Origin of the sequence: Pantoea sp. F_5 (assembly GCF_008631595.1) — a bacterium.
Classification (GTDB): Bacteria; Pseudomonadota; Gammaproteobacteria; order Enterobacterales; family Enterobacteriaceae; genus Pantoea; species Pantoea gossypiicola.
This window is the reverse complement of record NZ_VWUO01000001.1, coordinates 293,341-313,210: the sequence shown is the minus strand read 5'-3', so window position 1 is coordinate 313,210 and position 19,870 is coordinate 293,341. Positions and strand designations below refer to the sequence as shown.

At 53.8% G+C, this 19,870-nt stretch carries 18 protein-coding genes; 3 read left to right on the top strand and 15 right to left on the bottom strand.

All coding sequences use genetic code 11. The features are described from left to right. Nucleotides 1-71: 71 nt before the first annotated feature. The 12 genes from nuoL to lrhA form a co-directional block, all read right to left on the bottom strand. A complete protein-coding gene (gene nuoL, locus F3I44_RS01575; RefSeq protein WP_150019227.1) occupies nucleotides 72-1,907 on the bottom strand; it encodes an NADH-quinone oxidoreductase subunit L in 1,836 nt (611 codons plus the stop codon). Further along, a complete protein-coding gene (gene nuoK / locus F3I44_RS01570) occupies nucleotides 1,904-2,206 on the bottom strand; it encodes an NADH-quinone oxidoreductase subunit NuoK (protein ID WP_003854236.1) in 303 nt (100 codons plus the stop codon). The genes nuoL and nuoK overlap by 4 nt, the downstream gene beginning before the upstream one ends. Continuing rightward, entirely contained in the window at nucleotides 2,203-2,754 is a 552-nt protein-coding gene (gene nuoJ / locus F3I44_RS01565; RefSeq protein ID WP_003854237.1) for an NADH-quinone oxidoreductase subunit J, read from the bottom strand. Before nuoJ ends, nuoK begins: the two co-directional genes overlap by 4 nt. Nucleotides 2,755-2,764: 10 nt before the next feature. Further along, on the bottom strand, nucleotides 2,765-3,307 hold the full coding sequence (nuoI, locus tag F3I44_RS01560) for an NADH-quinone oxidoreductase subunit NuoI (protein ID WP_003854239.1): 543 nt from the start codon (nucleotides 3,305-3,307) through the stop codon (nucleotides 2,765-2,767). An 11-nt stretch (nucleotides 3,308-3,318) separates the two neighbouring features. Continuing rightward, nucleotides 3,319-4,296 (bottom strand): NADH-quinone oxidoreductase subunit NuoH, encoded by a 978-nt coding sequence (nuoH, locus tag F3I44_RS01555; protein ID WP_003854240.1) that lies wholly within the window; start codon nucleotides 4,294-4,296, stop codon nucleotides 3,319-3,321. After that, entirely contained in the window at nucleotides 4,293-7,016 is a 2,724-nt protein-coding gene (gene nuoG / locus F3I44_RS01550) for an NADH-quinone oxidoreductase subunit NuoG (RefSeq protein WP_150010540.1), read from the bottom strand. The genes nuoH and nuoG overlap by 4 nt, the downstream gene beginning before the upstream one ends. A 112-nt stretch (nucleotides 7,017-7,128) precedes the next feature. Beyond that, a complete protein-coding gene (nuoF, locus tag F3I44_RS01545) occupies nucleotides 7,129-8,469 on the bottom strand; it encodes an NADH-quinone oxidoreductase subunit NuoF (protein WP_175501446.1) in 1,341 nt (446 codons plus the stop codon). Nucleotides 8,470-8,471: 2 nt separating this feature from the next. Continuing rightward, nucleotides 8,472-8,987 (bottom strand): NADH-quinone oxidoreductase subunit NuoE, encoded by a 516-nt coding sequence (gene nuoE / locus F3I44_RS01540; RefSeq protein WP_150010542.1) that lies wholly within the window; start codon nucleotides 8,985-8,987, stop codon nucleotides 8,472-8,474. A 2-nt stretch (nucleotides 8,988-8,989) separates the two neighbouring features. Beyond that, the gene (gene nuoC, locus F3I44_RS01535) at nucleotides 8,990-10,789 is read right to left on the bottom strand and encodes an NADH-quinone oxidoreductase subunit C/D (RefSeq protein ID WP_150010544.1); all 1,800 of its coding nucleotides are present in this window, start codon (nucleotides 10,787-10,789) and stop codon (nucleotides 8,990-8,992) included. A gap of 113 nt (nucleotides 10,790-10,902) precedes the next feature. Then, complete coding sequence (locus F3I44_RS01530) at nucleotides 10,903-11,580, bottom strand: NADH-quinone oxidoreductase subunit B family protein (RefSeq protein WP_003854245.1); 678 nt, start codon at nucleotides 11,578-11,580, stop codon at nucleotides 10,903-10,905. Between the two features lie 15 nt (nucleotides 11,581-11,595). Beyond that, nucleotides 11,596-12,039 (bottom strand): NADH-quinone oxidoreductase subunit A, encoded by a 444-nt coding sequence (locus F3I44_RS01525; protein WP_010258058.1) that lies wholly within the window; start codon nucleotides 12,037-12,039, stop codon nucleotides 11,596-11,598. Between the two features lie 637 nt (nucleotides 12,040-12,676). Then, nucleotides 12,677-13,600: a transcriptional regulator LrhA gene (gene lrhA, locus F3I44_RS01520; RefSeq protein WP_150010546.1), complete on the bottom strand. Its 924-nt coding sequence runs from the start codon at nucleotides 13,598-13,600 to the stop codon at nucleotides 12,677-12,679. Between the two features lie 964 nt (nucleotides 13,601-14,564). On the opposite strand from lrhA, the gene F3I44_RS01515 reads away from it, so the two are divergent. Further along, entirely contained in the window at nucleotides 14,565-15,782 is a 1,218-nt protein-coding gene (locus F3I44_RS01515; RefSeq protein WP_033733369.1) for a pyridoxal phosphate-dependent aminotransferase, read from the top strand. A gap of 69 nt (nucleotides 15,783-15,851) precedes the next feature. Then, nucleotides 15,852-16,451: a 5'-deoxynucleotidase gene (gene yfbR, locus F3I44_RS01510; protein WP_013358577.1), complete on the top strand. Its 600-nt coding sequence runs from the start codon at nucleotides 15,852-15,854 to the stop codon at nucleotides 16,449-16,451. Nucleotides 16,452-16,480: 29 nt separating this feature from the next. Here yfbR and F3I44_RS01505 read toward each other — a convergent pair whose 3' ends face one another. The 3 genes from F3I44_RS01505 to yfbV all read right to left on the bottom strand — a co-directional run bounded on the left by F3I44_RS01505 (nucleotide 16,481) and on the right by yfbV (nucleotide 18,247). Next, nucleotides 16,481-17,140, bottom strand: a complete 660-nt coding sequence (locus tag F3I44_RS01505; RefSeq protein ID WP_150010548.1) for a sugar phosphatase — start codon at nucleotides 17,138-17,140, stop codon at nucleotides 16,481-16,483. A 13-nt stretch (nucleotides 17,141-17,153) separates the two neighbouring features. Continuing rightward, complete coding sequence (locus tag F3I44_RS01500; RefSeq protein ID WP_033783734.1) at nucleotides 17,154-17,648, bottom strand: YfbU family protein; 495 nt, start codon at nucleotides 17,646-17,648, stop codon at nucleotides 17,154-17,156. 146 nt (nucleotides 17,649-17,794) lie between these two features. After that, nucleotides 17,795-18,247, bottom strand: a complete 453-nt coding sequence (gene yfbV, locus F3I44_RS01495; RefSeq protein ID WP_150010550.1) for a terminus macrodomain insulation protein YfbV — start codon at nucleotides 18,245-18,247, stop codon at nucleotides 17,795-17,797. 337 nt (nucleotides 18,248-18,584) lie between these two features. Between yfbV and ackA the strand changes: the two genes are divergently transcribed. Continuing rightward, complete coding sequence (gene ackA, locus F3I44_RS01490; RefSeq protein ID WP_150010552.1) at nucleotides 18,585-19,787, top strand: acetate kinase; 1,203 nt, start codon at nucleotides 18,585-18,587, stop codon at nucleotides 19,785-19,787. The last annotated feature ends 83 nt before the right edge of the window (nucleotides 19,788-19,870 follow it).

Sequence of the window (19,870 nt, the reverse complement as noted above, 5' to 3'; positions counted from 1 at the left end):
AACGCTCATTACTCAGGTAATTTTTGACATTCTTAATTGGGGTGAGGTAACTCACCCCCGCTCATCAATCTTTACATCACCAGCAGCAGAGCCAGCACCAGCACGGCACCCACGCTCATTGACGCAACGTACCAGCGCAGGTAGCCATTCTCACTAACCACAAGGCCTTTGTTGGCAATACGTGACAGCAGTGCAGGCAGGTTCATCAGGCCATTCAGTGGATCGCGCTTCAGGAGCCACGCAATACCCAGATAAGGTTTGACGAACACTTTATCGTAGAGCCAGTCGAAGCCCCAGGCCGCAAACCACCAGGTGCCGAAGAAACGGCCTGGAGCACTGTTTGCAATACGGGTAACCAGCTCACGTTTGCCCAGCCACAGCGCGGCAGCGATCAGAATGCCGACAATCGCGACCACGCCCGAGGTGATCTCCAGTCCCACTTTGCCCGCTTCACCGAACTCATTGGCTGGCAGGACACCCGCCAGCGGGGGCGTGATCAGCGCACCAATAAAGGTGGAGAGCAGCAGCAGCACAATCAGCGGCAGATGATGGGTAATGCCTTTACCGGCGTGTGCATGAATTTTTTCTTCGCCGTGGAACACAATAAAGATCATGCGGAAGGTATAGATAGAGGTCAGGAACGCTCCCACCAGACCCGCGACCATCAGATTGATGTGACCATTAGCCAGTGCACCAAACAGAATCTGATCTTTACTGTAGAAGCCCGCCGTAATCAGCGGCAGTGCCGCCAGCGCCGCGCCGCCTACCAGGAAGCAGGTGTAGACCAGCGGAATGCTTTTACGCAGACCACCCATTTTGAAGATGTTCTGTTCGTGATGGCAGGCCAGAATGACCGAACCCGAAGAGAGGAACAGTAACGCTTTAAAGAAGGCGTGCGTCATCAGATGGAAAATCGCCGCATCCCACGCCTGAACACCCAGCGCCAGAAACATATAGCCAATCTGGCTCATGGTGGAGTAAGCGAGAACACGTTTGATGTCGGTCTGCACCAGCGCGGCAAAGCCTGCCAGCACCAGGGTAATTGCCCCGATGATGCCGACCAGATGCAGCACTTCCGGCGTCAGCAGGAAGAGACCGTGGCTGCGGGCAATCAGGTAAACACCCGCCGTCACCATGGTCGCGGCGTGGATCAGAGCCGAAACCGGTGTCGGACCCGCCATCGCATCGGCCAGCCAGGTCTGCAACGGTAACTGCGCCGATTTACCGACCGCGCCACCCAGCAGCATCAGCGTAGCCCACTGCAGCATATGGTTGTCTGCGGCGAAGTGCGCCGGTGCCAGTTCCATCATCTCGCGGAAGTTCAGCGTGCCCAGTTCGTTGTAGAGGATGAACAGACCGAATGCCAGGAAGACGTCGCCGACGCGGGTGATGATGAAGGCTTTCATCGCCGCTTTGCCGTTTTCCGGATTGCTGTAGTAGAAACCGATCAGCAGATAAGAACAGAGCCCTACCCCTTCCCAGCCCAGATACATCAGCATCAGGTTATCGGCCAGCACCAGAACCACCATACTGGCGATAAACAGGTTGGTGTAGGCGAAGAAGCGGGAGTAGCCCTCTTCTCCACGCATGTACCAGGAGGCGAACATATGAATGAAGAAACCGACGCCGGTTACTACCGACAGCATGGTCAGCGACAGGCCATCCAGCGTCAGATTCACCTTCATGTCGAAGTTGCCGACATGCATCCACGTCCAGAGTGTCTGAGTGTAAGCCTGCTGACCATTGGCGAAGAAGTCGAAACCGATCATGGCCGTAGTCAGTGCTGCCAGACCCACCGAACCCATACCCACCGTGGCCGACAGGTTCTCAGACCAGCGACCGCGGGAAAACGCCAACAGCAGAAAGCCGATTAGCGGAAACAAGACAGTTAAATAGAGAAGATTCATCCGCGCATCTCGCTCACAGTATCAATGTTCAGCGTCTGACGACGACGATAGAGCTGAAGCAGCAGGGCCAGACCAATACTGGCTTCCGCTGCCGCCAGGCTGATCGCCAGAATATACATCACCTGTCCATCGGCCTGACCCCAGTAGCTTCCTGCAACCACCAGAGCTAAAGCGGCGGCGTTGATCATGATTTCAAGGCCGATCAGCATAAACAGCAGATTGCGGCGTATCACCAGCGACGTCAGTCCAAGGACAAACAGCACGGCAGCAAGAATCAATCCATGTTGTAACGGGATCATGCGTTCTCCTTTTTCACCTGAGCGGCGTCAGCATTACGGTTACTCAGGACTTCGCCCTGACGCTCTTCACGACCGATATGGAACGCCACGACCAGACCCGCCAGCAGCAGCATAGAGGCCAGTTCGACCGCCAGTACGTAAGGACCAAACAGGCTGATGCCGACCGCTTTGGCGTCGATGATGGTGCCATCAATGCCCTGGTCATTCGCCGTCAGAATGGCGTAGATCATTACCACCAGCAGTAGTAACGAAACGATGCCCGGACCAATCCACAGCGACGGACTGAGCCACTCACGCTCCTGCTTTTCAGTCTGTTTGCCCAGGTTCAGCATCATGACCACGAAGACGAACAGCACCATGATGGCTCCGGCGTAAACGATGATCTCCAGCGCACCCGCAAAATAGGCCCCCATCGAGAAGAAGACGCCGGCGATCGATAACAGCGAAACGATCAGGTACAGCAACGCATGTACCGGATTAGTGTGGGTAATGACGCGCAACGTCGTCAGCACCGCCACCAGTCCGCAAAGATAAAACGCAAATTCCATGCCTTGCTCCTTAAGGTAATAAGCCTTTGACGTCGATTGGCTTCGCTTCGTTTTCCGCTTCGCCCTTATCTTTACCGTCAATCGCCATACCTGCCATACGGTAGAAGTTGTACTCCGGATATTTACCCGGTCCCGAAATCAGCAGATCGTCCTTTTCATACACCAGGTCCTGACGCTTAAACTCACCCAGTTCAAAATCCGGGGTCAGCTGAATCGCCGTGGTCGGACAGGCTTCCTCACACATGCCGCAGAAGATGCAGCGTGAGAAGTTGATGCGGAAGAACTCCGGATACCAGCGGCCATCTTTGGTTTCGGCTTTCTGCAGTGAAATACAGCCAACGGGGCAGGCAACCGCACACAGGTTACAGGCAACGCAACGCTCCTGACCGTCCGGATCGCGGGTTAACACGATACGGCCACGATAGCGGGGTGGCAGATAAACCGGCTCTTCCGGGTACATCTGTGTTTCACGTTTGGCGAAGGCGTGCAGCCCGATCAGCCAGATACTGCGAACTGTCGTGCCGAAACCTACGACAATATCTTTCAAAGTCATTTGTTAACCCCTTACGGCGCTGTGTAGAGAATCACTGCGGCAGTCGCCAGCAGGTTCAACAGCGTCAACGGCAGACACACTTTCCAGCCGAATGACAGCACCTGGTCGTAGCGTGGACGCGGAAGCGCAGCACGGATCAGGATGAACATCATCATAAAGAACGCCGTTTTCAGGGCGAACCAGATGAACGGCGGCAGGAAAGGTCCATGCCAGCCACCAAAGAACAGCGTTACGATCAGCGCTGAAACGGTGGTAATCGCCACATATTCGCCGACAAAGAACAGCCCGAACTTCATACCGGCATATTCAATGTGGTAGCCGTCCGCCAGTTCCTGCTCCGCTTCTGGCTGGTCAAACGGATGGCGGTGACATACCGCCACGCCCGCAATACAGAAGGTCACGAAGCCGAAGAACTGCGGAATGATGTTCCACAGATGCGTCTGGCTGTTGACGATATCGTTCATATTGAACGAGCCCGCCTGCGCGACCACACCCATCAGCGACAGGCCCAGAAACACTTCATAGCTCAGGGTCTGTGCCGAGGCGCGCATCGCACCCAGCAGCGAGTATTTGTTGTTACTCGACCAGCCGGCAAACAGCACTGCGTAGACCGCAAGGCCCGCCATCATCAGGAAGAACAGCAGACCGATATTCAGGTCTGTTACCATCCAGGTTGGCGAAACCGGCACGATAGCAAAGGCCAGCAGCAGGGAAACAAAGGCGATAACCGGCGCAAGGGTAAAGATAAAGCGGTCGGTGAACGGCGGAACCCAGTCCTCTTTGAAGAACATTTTGATCATGTCCGCCACCAGCTGGAGCGAGCCGCCCCAGCCTACGCGGTTTGGCCCATAACGGTTCTGGAACAGGCCGAGCAGACGACGCTCGGCAAAGCTCATGAACGCGCCGCAGGCCACCACCACCAGCAGAATTACGATGGCTTTAACAATGGCCAGCAGAATGTCGATAACGTCCGGTGTTAACCAGCTCATTGCGCCGCCTCCTGCAGAGTGTCGATTTTACCATTCGCCAGGAATGGCGGAACGCCTGGCATGCCCAGCGGCAGACCAATCTGTCCCGCCTGCAGTGACGCCGAGAAACGCACCGGCAGACGCACGGTCTCACCGGCACAGCTGAACTCGACGGCTGCGCCATCGTTGACGCCCAGCTTCGCCGCATCGTCCGGGTTAATCACCAGGGCAGGCTCAGCCATACGCTGCTGGAAGACCGGTGAACGCTGTGACATCTCTTCGCTGCCGAATAGCCGGTGGAGAGGTGCCACGCGCCACTGCCCATCACTGACAAAGGCTTTTGGTACGGTAGTGAACCACGGTATTTCACCCGCGCTGGCTTCAATCAGACGCACGCCCGGATCGCCATGACGCAGTTTGCCGCCTACTTCCGCCTGGAATTTGTTCCACGCCTGTGGTGAGTTCCAGCCTGGTGCCCAGGCAAACGGAATCTGTGAACGCGGCGCAGATGGCTGGTTGTTACCTTCCATTGAGAAGGCGAACATCGTGTCCTGGTCCTGCGGCTGACGCGGTTCATGAACGCTGATATTCGCGCGCGCTGCAGTTCGTCCACTGGCACGGATTGGAGAACGTGACAGCTTCTGACCACGAATGCGGAAGCTGGCGTCAGGTGCCGCTTCTTTAATACCCGCGAGCTGTGGCAGACGGGTGACTACCGCATCGATCACATGATCAAGCTGCGTCCAGTCCACGTGACGGCTTTCCAGCGTGCTGTGCAGTGAGTGCAACCAGCGCCAGCTCTCCAGCATCACAATGTTGTTGTCGTAGTAAGCAGGATCATAAACCTGGAAGAAGCGCTGAGCGCGGCCTTCATGGTTAATGGAGGTGCCGTCGCTTTCGGCGAAGCTGGCGGTTGAAAGCACCAGGCCCGCTTTCTCAAGCGTTGCGGTACGCTGATGATCCACCACAATCACGTTCGTGGTCTGAGCCAGTGCCGCATCCACCAGCGCTTTCGGCGCATGGCGATAGAGGTCATTTTCCAGCACCACCAGCGCATCAGCTTCACCGTTGCTCAGCTGCTCCAGCGCCTGCTCCAGCGGATTGCCGCCAATCATGCCCAGACCGATGCTGTTCGCGTGACCCGCCAGCAGGGTAATGCCGACATCTGCACCCCGTGCCTTCAGGGCTTTCGCCACGTTAGCTGCGGCTTCAATGACTGCGCTGCTGCCTGAGTGCGTACCGGAGATAATTAATGGCTTTTTCGCACCGGCCAGCGCCTGAACGACAACATCCATTTTCCCGCTGAGTTTGCTGTCGAAATCGGTGACAGCAGGCGCAGATTCATCCAGCGCACTGGCGATAGCGAAGCCGAGGCGCGCCTGATCTTCAACCGGCGCACGATAGCTCCATGCCGCGATATCATCCAGACGGGTTTCATCAACGTGGGTAACAAACAGCGGATGTTTCGCGTTCTGACCGATGTTCATGATGGCGGCAATCTGCCAGTCTGCGACTTTCTGCGCAGCGGCCATATCACGCGCTTTGCCTTTCACTGCCTGGCGAACAGAGAGCGCCACACGAGCGCCAACCTGTGTCAGATCTTCACCCAACACCAGTACCGCATCGTAGCTTTCAATTTCACGCAGCGATGGCGTATAGATCCCGCCCTCACGCAGGACCTTCAGCATCAGTTCAAGACGGGCCTGCTCATCCGCTGGCATCCCGGTTGAGAAGTTCTCTGCACCCACCAGTTCACGAAGGGCAAAGTTACTTTCAATGCTGGCGCGCGGCGAGCCGATACCGATCACTTTCTTCGCCTGACGCAGCAAATCTGCACCGGCATTGACCGCCTGCTCTGCGTTCAGCGTGACCCAGTCGTTGCCGCGCAGCAGCATCGGCTGACGTGGGCGATCTTTACGGTTCACGTAGCCATAGCCAAAGCGGCCACGGTCACACAGGAAGTAGTGGTTTATGGTGCCGTTATAACGGTTTTCGATACGGCGTAACTCACCATAACGCTCACCCGGGCTGGTGTTACAGCCGACACTGCACTGCTGACAGATGCTCGGCGCAAACTGCATATCCCATTTACGGTTATAGCGTTCGGAGTGAGTTTTGTCGGTGAAGACGCCGGTCGGACAGATTTCGACCAGGTTGCCGGAGAATTCGCTTTCCAGCGTACCATCTTCCGGGCGACCGAAGTAGACGTTGTCGTGCGCGCCGTAGACACCCAGATCTTTGCCATCGGCATAGTCTTTGTAGTAGCGCACGCAGCGGTAACAGGCGATACAGCGGTTCATTTCATGGGAGATGAACGGGCCGAGATCCTGATTACGGTGGGTACGCTTAGTGAAGCGATAGCGGCGGAAACTGTGGCCGGTCATGACTGTCATATCCTGCAGGTGACAGTTACCGCCCTCTTCACACACCGGGCAGTCGTGCGGGTGGTTGGTCATCAGCCACTCCACCACGCTTTCGCGGAACTCTTTCGCTTCGCCATCATCGATGGAGATGAATGTGCCGTCAGAAGCCGGCGTCATGCAGGACATGACAAGACGACCGCGGGTATCTTCGGCATTCTGGAATTGCTTTACCGCACACTGGCGGCAGGCCCCAACGCTTCCCAGCGCCGGATGCCAGCAAAAGTAAGGAATATCAAGGCCCAGAGAGAGACATGCCTGTAGCAGGTTGTCCGCTCCGTTCACATCATACTCTTTACCGTCTACATGAATTGTAGCCATAGTGACATGCTTCCGTAAGGCTCGTCAGAGACGAGCGTTAATCATATTCTTGCCCCGACGCACGACATTGTCGGGGCGGCGGCACCAGGCCTGTTCCGTGTGCTGCGGTGAATTACCAGCGCGCTTTCAGCAGGTTAGGCTGGATCCCGCCAATAGCGCGGGTATTGCCAAACACCTGCGGTGCCATGCCAGCTTCAAACTCTTCACGGAAATATTTAATCGCACTCTGCAGCGGCTCAACCGCACCCGGCGCATGCGCGCAGAAGGTTTTACCCGGGCCAAGCTGACGGCAGAGTTGCAGTAAGGTTTCGATATCCCCTGGCTGACCTTGCTTCTGTTCGAGCGCACGCAGAATTTTCACGCTCCACGGCAGACCGTCGCGACACGGTGTACACCAGCCACACGATTCACGGGCAAAGAACTCTTCCAGGTTGCGCACCAGCGAGACCATATTAATTTCGTGATCGACCGCCATCGCCAGCGCGGTGCCCAGACGGCTGCCCGCTTTACCGATGCTGGCAAACTCCATCGGCAGATCCAGGTGCTGGTCGGTCAGGAAGTCGGTTCCTGCGCCGCCCGGCTGCCATGCTTTGAACTTCAGTCCGTCACGCATGCCGCCCGCATAATCTTCAAGGATTTCACGTGCGGTGATACCGAAAGGCAACTCCCAGACGCCGGGATTTTTCACCCGTCCGGAGAAGCCCATCATTTTGGTTCCGGCATCTTCGCTTTTAGAGATGTTTTTGTACCACTCTACGCCGTTGGCCAGAATCGCCGGGACGTTAGAGAGGGTTTCAACGTTGTTGACGCAGGTCGGTTTGCCCCACGCGCCCGCACTCGCCGGGAATGGCGGCTTGGAACGCGGGTTAGCACGACGGCCTTCCAGTGAGTTAATCAGTGCTGTCTCTTCACCGCAGATATAACGCCCTGCGCCGGTGTGGACGATCAGCTCAAAGTCGAAGCCGGTGCCCAGAATGTTTTTACCGAGATAACCCGCTTCCGTCGCTTCAGCAATCGCACGGCGCAGATGCACCGCGGCTTCAATATATTCGCCACGTAAGAAGATATAGCCACGGTAAGCCTTCAGCGCAAAGGCGCTGATCAGCATCCCTTCCACCAGCTGGTGAGGCATCTGCTCCATCAGCAGGCGGTCTTTATAGGTGCCTGGCTCCATCTCATCGGCGTTACACAGCAGGTAACGGATGTTCATCGACTCATCTTTCGGCATCAGGCTCCACTTCAGCCCCGTAGAGAAGCCTGCACCGCCGCGCCCTTTCAGGCCGGAATCTTTCACTGCTGCGACGATTTCATCCTGCGACATGCTTTTCAGCGCTTTTTCCGCACCGGCATAGCCGTTTTTGCTGCGGTATTCATCAAGCCACACAGGTTGCTTGTCGTCACGCATCCGCCAGGTCAGCGGATGAGTTTCAGCAGTACGAATGATCTGTTTAATTGTCATTGATACTGCTCCAGTAAACCAGGGATGCCTTCCGGCGTCAGATGCACATGCGTGTCTTCATCCACCATCATCGTCGGACCCTTGTCGCAGTTGCCCAGACAGCAGGTTGGCAGCAGCGTGAAGCGGCCATCAGCCGTGGTCTGACCCGGTTTGATTTTCAGCTGCTGCTCCAGTGCAGACTGGATGCCCTGATAACCGGTGATATGACAGACCACGCTGTCACAGTAGCGGATCACATGACGTCCTACCGGCTGACGGAAGATCTGGCTATAGAATGTCGCCACACCCTCAACATCACTCGCCGGAATCCCGAGGACGTCGGCGATCGCGTTGATGGCACCATCCGGCACCCAGCCGCGCTGTTTCTGCACGATCTTCAGCGCTTCAATCGAGGCTGCACGCGCGTCTTCGTAATGGTGTTTTTCGTGCTCAATAGCGTGATGCTCTTCCGCGCTCAGCACGAAGACCTCGTTAGGGTCGATCGTTTTAATGGCAATGTGTTGATCGTGCATAATTAGCGGTCCACGTCTGACATAACAAAATCGATACTACCCAGATATACGATCAGGTCGGATACCAGGCTGCCACGGATTACGGAAGGAATCTGCTGCAGATGCGGGAAGCTCGGCGTACGCACGCGGGTGCGGTAGCTCATGGTGCTGCCATCGCTGGTCAGGTAGTAGCTGTTGATCCCTTTCGTCGCTTCAATCATCTGGAACGATTCATTGGCTGGCATCACCGGTCCCCATGAAACCTGGAGGAAGTGGGTGATCAGCGTTTCAATGTGCTGCAGCGTGCGCTCTTTTGGTGGCGGCGTGGTCAGCGGGTGATCCGCTTTAAACGGCCCCTCTGGCATATTGTTGAGACACTGCTCAAGAATGCGCAGCGACTGCCACATCTCTTCCATCTTCAGCTGAACGCGGCTGTAAGCGTCGCTGACGCCGTCGCCGACCGGGATTTCGAAATCGAAGTTTTCATAGCCTGAATATGGACGCCATTTACGCACGTCAAAGTCGAGACCTGTCGCACGCAGACCGGCACCGGTGGTGCCCCACGCCAGCGCTTCTTCCATGTTGTACGCAGCCACGCCTTTAGAACGGCCAACGAGTACGGTGTTGCGCAGTGCGGCTTTGTCATACTCCTTCAGACGCTTCGGCATCCAGTCCAGGAAGTCACGCAGCAGACGTTCCCAGCCACGCGGCAGATCATGCGCTACACCGCCGATGCGGAACCAGGCCGGATGCATACGGAAACCGGTAATGGCTTCAACCACGTCATAGATCTTCTGGCGATCGGTAAAGGCAAAGAACACCGGTGTCATGGCACCGACGTCCTGAATAAAGGTCGAGATATAGAGCAGATGGCTGTTGATGCGGAATAGCTCAGAGAGCATCACGCGGATCACGTTAACGCGATCGGGCACCACGATACCGGCCAGTTTTTCCACTGCCAGCACGTACGGCATTTCGTTTACGCAGCCGCCGAGGTATTCGATACGGTCAGTGTAAGGAATGTAGCTGTGCCACGACTGACGCTCGCCCATCTTTTCGGCACCACGATGGTGATAACCGATGTCAGGCACGCAGTCGACTATCTCTTCACCATCCAGCTGCAGAATGATGCGGAATGCACCGTGCGCCGACGGGTGGTTAGGCCCAAGGTTGAGGAACATAAAATCTTCGTTGGTGGTGCTGCGCTTCATGCCCCAGTCTTCAGGCTTAAAGGTCAGCGCCTCCATCTCTAAATCTTCTTTCTGCTTCGTCAGCGTGAAAGGATCGAACTCCGTGGCGCGCGCCGGGTAATCTTTGCGCAGCGGATGGCCTTCCCACGTTGGTGGCATCATGATGCGGGTCAGGTGCGGGTGGCCATCAAAGGTAATACCAAACATCTCCCAGGTTTCACGCTCATACCAGTTGGCATTCGGGAAAAGACGGGTGATGGTCGGCAGATGCATATCGTTTTCAGAGAGTGCCACCTTGAGCATGATGTCGCGGTTGCGCTCAATCGACAGCAGGTGGTAGAAAACGGAAAAATCCGCCGCAGGCAGGCCTGCACGGTGGGTACGCAAACGCTCATCCACGCCATGCAGGTCATACAGCATGACGTAAGGCTTGGGTAATTTACGCAGAAACTCGGTGATTTCCAGTATCTGTTCACGCTTAACCCAGACCACCGGAATCCCGGTACGGGTTGGCTGAACAGTGAAGGCATCCGGCCCAAAACGGTTACGCAACTCGCCAATCACCGGGTCATCAAGGTGATCACGGGTTTGCCATAGAGGCTGAGCGAGATCTTGCGTGGTCAAATCTGTCATACGTTACTCACCATTCCGGCCTGGTCTCAGGCACTCAAATGAAGGCGTCAGGATGGGGCCATGCATTAAATTGTGATGTTCTGCTGCAGGCGCGGTTTTCCATCCATACGGTTTTAAACTTCGTCCGGGCTGCGCAGATTTGTGACTGCGATGCGCTCGCCGCGTTTTCTTTCACGCTCTGAAGGCATATTGGCGCGGTAAACGCCCTGGTCACCGACAACCCACGAAAGCGGACGGCGCTCTTTGCCGATCGACTCCTGCAACAGCAGCAGTGCCTGCATGTAGGCTTCAGGACGTGGCGGGCAGCCAGGAATGTAAACATCGACCGGCAGGAATTTATCGACGCCCTGCACCACCGAATAAATGTCATACATGCCGCCCGAGTTGGCGCAGGCCCCCATGGAGATGACCCATTTTGGTTCCAGCATCTGATCGTATAAACGCTGAATTACCGGGGCCATTTTAGTAAAGGGCGTACCGGCAATAACCATGAAATCCGCCTGACGTGGCGAGGCACGCATAACTTCAGCACCAAAACGCGCCACGTCGTGGACTGCGGTAAACGACGTGGTCATCTCTACGTAACAACAGGACAGGCCGAAGTTGTACGGCCAGAGTGAGTTTTTACGTCCCCAGTTCACCATGTCATGCAGGGCATTTTCGAGTTTGCCCATATAAACGCTGCGATGAACGTGCTGCTCCAGCGGATCGCTGACGATTTCCTGCTTTTGCAGAGGATAACGGTCGTTCTCACCACCGTTCGGGTCTATGCGGGTGAGCGTATAGTCCATCTTATTGCCTCTCTTTTACTGCTTATGAGGATTGGTGTGGCTGACCGTAGTGGTTTTCACCACCACGCGACGGCGAGCTGGCGCCCAGTCCAGTGCGCCAATGCGTACCAGATAGACCAAACCCGCCAGGAGCACCAAAATGAAAATTGCGGCTTCCACAAAGCCGATCCAACCGCTTTCTCGGATTGAAGTCGCCCATGCGTATAAAAAGAGGGCTTCGACGTCGAAAATGACGAAAAACATCGCAACCAGATAAAATTTCGCCGACAGGCGGATATGGGTATCACCAACGGATTCGATGCCCGATTCGAATGGCGTGTCTTTATAGCGGGCGCGCGCTCTGCCGCCAAGCAGCCATCCTCCGGTCAGCATGAAAGCACACAGGCCAAAGGCAATAACGATAAATACGATAAACGCCCAGTGCTGAGCGATGATTTCGGTGGTAGTTGACATACTCATTGCTTACTCATCAAAAGTGGCGCTGGCATCCTGCACGCGTTTCCCGCAGCAAACTGACCACATCGATTCAAGGGAAGGGTAAAAACCTTTCAAATGTTGCTGTTATCAGGTAATAAGCAGCCATTTTATGGGGTTTTTTACTCCTTTCTATAACCTTTTGTCAACTTTGACAAAAGTATCCAAACATTATTTCACAGCTGCATCATATTATTAACAAATGATGCCCCGCTTTCCAGCTAAATCGCTTCAGTCTGTAGGGTTAATTTTAGTGTAGCGGGTATTCACATGCATGGATCGTGCATTTAACAAACATATTTTGACAGGTATGACTCTGTTTTCCTTCCCCTTATCAGGGGTATTTTCTTGATCCAGAACACAGTTTTATCCTTTTTGCGTTAAATTTCTTCACCTCAAACTGTAATCCGGAACAGATGGTTCATTAAATCGGTTAGCAAATTTCAGTTTCCTGGCAAGTGAAATACAGTGAGGGTTTTACATCAGGAAGAGTGGCAGAGGAAAAAGTATGAAGAGGGTCAGATATAAAAAAGCCTCTCGTTCTGTTCAGGGAATGAGAGGCCTATTTATAAGCGTTTGTTAAGGCAATCACGCCGGTGTTGAGTACAACACGTTAGCGAAATTACTCTTCGTCATCCAACAGCAATGTACCCTCTGGATTGTTGCTCAGATTATACGGATCATTGGTGGACTGCATGGCGTTGAAGATAGCCAGTGCCAGCTCATTATCGCTGTCAGGATTGCGGCACAGCAGATATTGCGTATCTGGCAGAACCGGCAGGCCTTCCGCCGCTCCCATCACGCGCAGTTCCGGACTCATCATCTCTACCGGACGCGCAGTTACGCCCAGTCCCGCTTTCACTGCGGCTCGCACTGCAGCCAGTGTGGAAGCGACGTAGGAGATGCGCCACGGGATGCCCGCTTCATTAAGATGATCAATGGCCATATCGCGGTAAGGACTTGGCTCATCCAGCAGCACCAATGGAATGGCTTCGCCGCGCTGGAAGATATAATCCGCTGCGCAGTACCATAAGGTAGGTGAAGTACGCAGGACCTGATAGGTAAAGTTACCCGGGCTAGAGGTCGTCACAACCAGGTCCACTTCACCCTGATTGAGCATTTCCATCATAAATGGATTACGTTTAACCCGAACATCGATTGCCAGTTTCGGATAAACCGAGGTTACCCGGTTTAACAGGAAAGGCAGAATAGTGTCAGAGGTGTCATCAGAGGCACCAATGGTCAGCACACCCTGAATATTACTGTACATCAGTGAGGTGCAGGCTTCGTCATTGAAACGAAGGATTTTTCTGGCATAGCCTAAAAGCTGGATCCCGTGCTCTGTTAACAGCTTATTACGTCCATGTCTGGCAAACAGCTCTTTACCTACCAATTGTTCCAGACGCTGCATCTGCTGACTGACTGCTGACTGGGTTCTGCAGACCGCTGCAGCGGCCGCTGCAAAGGTATTCAAATCCGCAACGGCAACGAAAGTTCTCAGCAGATCGAGGTCGAGATTGAGTATCGGACGATTTGCATTAGTCATGTTTTTTCTTCACTTATAAGATTTTTACGAACTACTACCCTGGTGTTATTACAAGCTTATCAAAGTGATAAGCGGTAATGGTGCTTAATGACAGCCCTGTGTGAAGACTGACATAAAAAAATTTCATCTGGAACCGGCACTGCTGACTCAACTAAACGGGTCACGGTGCTGCAAAGACAGATACAACTTCTGAACCGATGGCGCTGGGATGCGCAAATGCAGGAAGCTGCGTAGTTGTCTTATTCCCACCAGAAACATTGGGGCGGGATAAAAATCGCACTTTACAGGCCAGCAAGACGAAGCGGCTATGTGCATTAAATAATAAATTATACTTAATCATTTTTGACTTCAAAATGGAAATGATTTTGTGAAAAGCGCTGTAAATTTTGTGCTAAAGGCATTTCCGGACCCTTATGCCATATTATTGATCACTTTTTAAGCCTTCAGCTTTCCGAAATTTAGTGAAGAAGTGTTAAGTACTGCTCACAATGCTGATAAAAGCGCACCAGAAATACCTCTTCATTTGGTACTTTTCCGGCGATCACAAGACCTTAAACAGGCCACTCTTAAGCAGCGTTAAGGCGTAGACGTTGCACGAATTACAAAATTGTCCATAAAGTGAACATTTATAAAATATCATTTAACTATTTACCTAAGTGTATATTTCAGGGGCAAAGAAAAGCGCTCTTTCCATAACGTTCATATAGCATTTCACAATACCAGAGCCATATGTTGTCTCAGCACCCCCTTTGGGTAGATTAAAATATTTCCATATGCATTGTTTTTGGTTTTATCAACCACCTCAAGCCTCGGTAAATATTTTTTACGCTACTCACCGTCTGAAAAGTTGTCGAACCCGCCAAAACGGGGTGTCACCCTTCATTTGTGACCGGCAGGAGAGTACATTGTGCTGGTTCGATTTCAGTGGCAGCCAAAAAGGATTCTGCCCGTTAAGGCGGTAACAATGACTTTTCAAATAGATAAATCCGGAAAACTCGATAACGTCTGCTATGACATCCGTGGCCCGGTACTGAAAGAGGCGAAACGCCTCGAAGAAGAAGGCAATAAAGTTCTTAAGCTCAACATCGGCAATCCGGCGCCGTTCGGTTTCGAAGCACCAGACGAAATTCTGGTCGATGTTATTCGTAATCTTCCCAGTGCTCAGGGCTATTGCGACTCCAAGGGTCTCTATTCCGCCCGTAAAGCGATCATGCAGCACTATCAGGCGCGCGATATGCGTGATGTCACGGTAGAAGATATCTACATTGGCAACGGCGTTTCAGAACTCATCGTGCAGGCGATGCAGGCGTTACTGAACAGCGGCGACGAAATGCTGGTGCCAGCACCTGACTATCCATTGTGGACGGCTGCGGTTTCCCTCTCCAGCGGAAAAGCGGTGCACTATCTTTGTGATGAGTCAGCAGGCTGGTTCCCTGACCTGGATGATATCCGCAGCAAGATAACACCGCGTACCCGCGGTATCGTGATTATCAATCCAAATAACCCGACCGGCGCGGTCTACAGCAAAGAACTGCTGTTAGAGGTGGTTGAAATTGCGCGTCAGCACAACCTGATCATTTTTGCTGATGAGATCTACGACAAGATCCTTTATGACGAGGCGCAGCATCATTGTATCGCTGCCCTGGCCCCCGATCTGCTGACCGTGACTTTCAATGGCCTTTCCAAAACCTATCGTGTAGCCGGTTTCCGTCAGGGCTGGATGGTACTGAACGGCCCGAAGAAACATGCGAAAGGCTACATTGAAGGGCTGGAGATGCTGGCGTCGATGCGCCTGTGTGCCAACGTACCGGCCCAGCATGCTATTCAGACGGCGCTGGGCGGCTACCAGAGCATCAGCGAATTTATCATGCCTGGCGGTCGTCTTTATGAGCAGCGCCAGCGTGCCTGGGAATTGATCAACGATATTCCCGGTGTCAGCTGTGTAAAGCCGCAGGGCGCGCTCTACATGTTTCCGAAAATTGACGCCAAAAAATTCAATATTTTTGACGATCAAAAAATGGTGCTGGATTTTCTGCTTCAGGAGAAGGTACTGCTGGTACAAGGCAGCGCTTTCAACTGGCCGTGGCCCGATCACCTGCGCATTGTTACGCTGCCTCGTGTGGATGATCTGGAGATGGCGATTAATAAATTTGGACGCTTTCTGCAAGGCTATCGTCAGTAGTCACGCCCGCGTATACTGACGCTATTTGGGGAGAGCCTGTCTCTCCCCTGCCTGCTAACAGGAACGCGCATGACTCAAAGCCACTTCTTTGCTCACCTCTCCCGTCTTAAGCTGATCAACCGCTGGCCGCTGATGCGCAACGTGCGCACCGAAAACGTGTCTGAACACAGTCTGCAGGTCGCCATGGTGGCGCACGCGCTGGCCGTCATCAAAAATCTCAAATTCAGCGGCTCGCTTAACGCCGACCGCATCGCCATGCTGGCGCTTTATCATGACGCCAGCGAAGTGCTGACCGGCGACCTGCCAACGCCGGTCAAGTATTACAACGCGCAGATCGCGCATGAATATAAAAAAATCGAGAAAATTGCGCAGCAGAAGCTGATTGAGATGTTGCCGGAAGAGTTTCAGGCGATCTATCGCCCGCTGATCGACGAGCATCTGCATAGCGAAGAGGAGCAGGCCGTGGTGAAACAGGCGGATGCGCTCTGTGCCTATGTAAAATGTCTTGAGGAGCTGTCTGCCGGCAACAACGAATTCCTGCTGGCCAAAGCGCGGCTGGAAAAGACCTTAGCGCAGCGGCGCTCACCAGAGATGGATTACTTCGTTGAGGTGTTCATTCCGAGCTTCAGCCTGTCGCTGGATGAAATCTCGCAGGATACGCCACTGTAAGCCCGACGGTCTGGCCGCCGGGCTAATCTTTAAGCCTGCTGACTGAAGGTAAAGCTGCCATCAGACTCACGAGTGACCACCAGCGACGCCAGTGATTCGAGCCGAAGCGCCACGTCATCCAGTCGCGGCGTCTCCGCCGGAGGATTGATAGCAATTACCGTACAGCCCGCGTTCAGGCCAGACAAAATACCCGCGGGTGCATCTTCTGCCACCACACATGACGTCGCCGCTAACCCCAGCTTCTCCGCCCCCAGCAGATAAGGATCGGGCTCAGGTTTGCCTTTAGCAACCTGCTCGGCAGTAATAAACACCGCAGGTTTCGGCAAGCCTGCAGCTTTATGTCGGGCATGCGCAACCGGCACCGAACCGGAGGTGACAATGGCCCAGGGGATCTGCAGCGCGTTCAGCCGGTTCAGCAGCGCTCTGGCGCCTGGCAGCGCCTGCACACCGTCGGTGTATGCCGCTTCAGCCTGCTCAAGCGCGACAAACTCAGCCTGAATAGCCTCTTCCGACTGGCCTGCCATGAAATGACGCAGAGAGGTAATCGCCTGTTTGCCATGGATGAAATCCAGGATCTCGTCAGCGGCGATACCATGACGGGCTCCCCACTGGCTCCAGGCTCGTTCAACCGCTGGCAGTGAATCGACCAGCGTGCCGTCTAAATCAAATAGAAAACCTCTGTAGGTCACGCACTCCTCCTCATCAGGCATTAATCACTTGCGCAATTTCGTTTGCACTTAAATGGTACTGGCGCGGACAAGTCTGCCACAAAGCTAACATGCGTTGATACTTTTCCCACATTGGAGTCTGTGCGTTAAAACCATGGGTGCCGGAATCGAAGTGGGTATAACGCCCTTCGGTATTGACCATAAAACGGACGTAGCCCAGCAGGCGTGCTTCCGTTGCCGCATCAAAGCCCAGAAAGGCGAGACGGCGCTCTTCCAGCTGACCTTTATCTTTCAGGTTTGACCAGGAAACGTGGAGCGCATGATGCATCTCCATAATATCGATCACCGTCCGGCAGATCGCTTCGCTGAGTTCGCCAAACTCTTTATCCAGCTCGCGCATCTGCAGCGCATAACCGCGTTCGATAATGGTCTGGTAACGGCGAAAACGTTCAGCATTTTCCGGCTCAAGCATGGCCATGATTTTGTACTGGTTAGTAAGAATCAGACGCTGCGCATGGGTCATTTCCATCATTCACTCCCGGTCAGAAACCGCTCAGTTAATCGACAATGGAGAAATGATTGCACAGCGTTAGCGACACGGAAATCGCCGTATCGCCTTTCTTTGATTTAGCCGCAGGTTAGCGGTAACTATTTTACCGCCAGCCCGGGTATCGGTCAGAGATCGTCGAGGAAGGTGCGGTCGAGTTGTTTAAACGCCCGCTTAAGCAGGTCGGCCAGCGCCTGATAGGTCGGCTTGCCTTCTACCGGTGCTATCGCCTGCCCCGCTTCTTCCAGCCGGGCACGCACTTCATGAAACCAATTAAGCAGCGTCGGCGGCAACGGCGTCACTGAACGCTTACCCAGCCACCATAGTCCCTGCATCGGCAAGCTACAGGCAAACAGTGCCGTTGCTACGGCCGGACCTAACTGACCGCCCATCGCGATCTGCCATGTCAGCGTAAAAATCGCCAGAGGTGGCATAAAGCGAATGGCGAAACGCGTTGCCGATGAAACGCGGTTTTCCGGGAAAACCGGGGCCAGGCGCTTATCAGCGGGCCAGGTCTTCATATAGTGCTGGCCGCGCTGAAATAGCCGAAACCAATTGGTACTGCCGGATTCATTCGCCATGGCTCACCTCAACTAATACTGCAAAGATTAAAAAATAGTTATAACCACACAACTTTACGTAACATCCTTCAATTATTTTTGTCTTTAAAGATGACTCCAGCTATTCTGACGCCGTTTTAACACCTTTCCGCAAGCGGGATGCGCCGTTGGGAAGAGGCCTGAGCCAAGTTTCGACAAGGCAATCTTCAAATTTTCGCGTAAGATTGCTGAAATTTTTTGCGGAAATACAGTTTTCTGTCTACCGCATGATGTTTGTCATTAATCTACCAGCTTTCATGGGCTACGCTGTTAGTCTGATTGCGTTTTATTTAGCCACTCTCAAAAAATAGGTACTTCCATGTCGAGTAAGTTAGTTCTGGTTCTGAACTGTGGCAGCTCTTCCCTGAAGTTTGCCATTCTCAACCCTGCCAGCGGTGAAGAGTTCCTGTCAGGCCTGGCGGAATGTTTCCACCTTCCTGAGGCCCGCATCAAATGGAAGCTGGAAGGCGAAAAACAGGAAGCGCCTTTGGGTGCTGGCGCAGCGCATAGCGAAGCGCTGAACTTTATTGTTAAAACCATTCTGGCACAAAAACCTGAGCTTTCGGCACAAATTGCTGCAATCGGCCATCGTATCGTTCATGGGGGCGAGAAGCTGACTCAGTCAGTCATCATTACTGAAGACGTGATACAGGGCATCAAAGACGCCTCTTCTTTTGCACCGCTGCACAACCCGGCTCATCTGATCGGTATTGATGAAGCGATGAAAAACTTCCCCCACCTGTCAGACAAGAATGTCGCGGTATTCGACACGGCTTTCCATCAGACAATGCCGGAAGAGTCTTATCTCTATGCGCTGCCGTATAAATTATATAAAGAGCATGGCGTTCGTCGCTATGGCGCGCATGGCACCAGCCATTTCTATGTGACTCACGAAGCCGCCAAAATGCTTAATAAGCCGCTTGAGTCACTGAACATTATCACCTGTCACCTCGGTAATGGTGGTTCAGTTTCTGCCATTCGTAATGGCGAGTGCGTAGACACCTCAATGGGTCTGACTCCGCTGGAAGGTCTGGTGATGGGAACCCGCAGTGGCGACATCGATCCGGCGATCATCTTCTTCCTGCACGATACGCTGGGTATGAGCGTTGATGCCATCAATAAACTGCTGACCAAAGAGTCTGGCCTGTTAGGTCTGACCGAAGTCACCAGCGACTGTCGCTACGTAGAAGATAACTACACCACCAAAGAAGATGCGAAGCGCGCAATGGATGTCTTCTGTCATCGCCTGGCGAAATATATCGGCAGCTACAGCGCGCTGATGGAAGGTCGTCTTGACGCCGTCGTGTTCACTGGCGGCATCGGTGAAAATGCCGCGATGGTTCGTGAACTTTCACTGAAAAAACTGGCACTGCTGGGCTTTGACGTCGACCACGAGCGCAACCTGGCGGCCCGCTTCGGCAAGTCAGGCTACATCAATAAAGAAGGCACCCGCCCGGCGCTGGTGATTCCGACCAACGAAGAGCTGGTCATCGCCCAGGACGCCGCGCGTCTGACTGCGTAAAATCGTTTTCTCCGTCAGCTCAGGCTGACGGAGTTGTTTTTGACACCCTGCCACTACTGAGAGGTTCAAACGTGTCACGTACA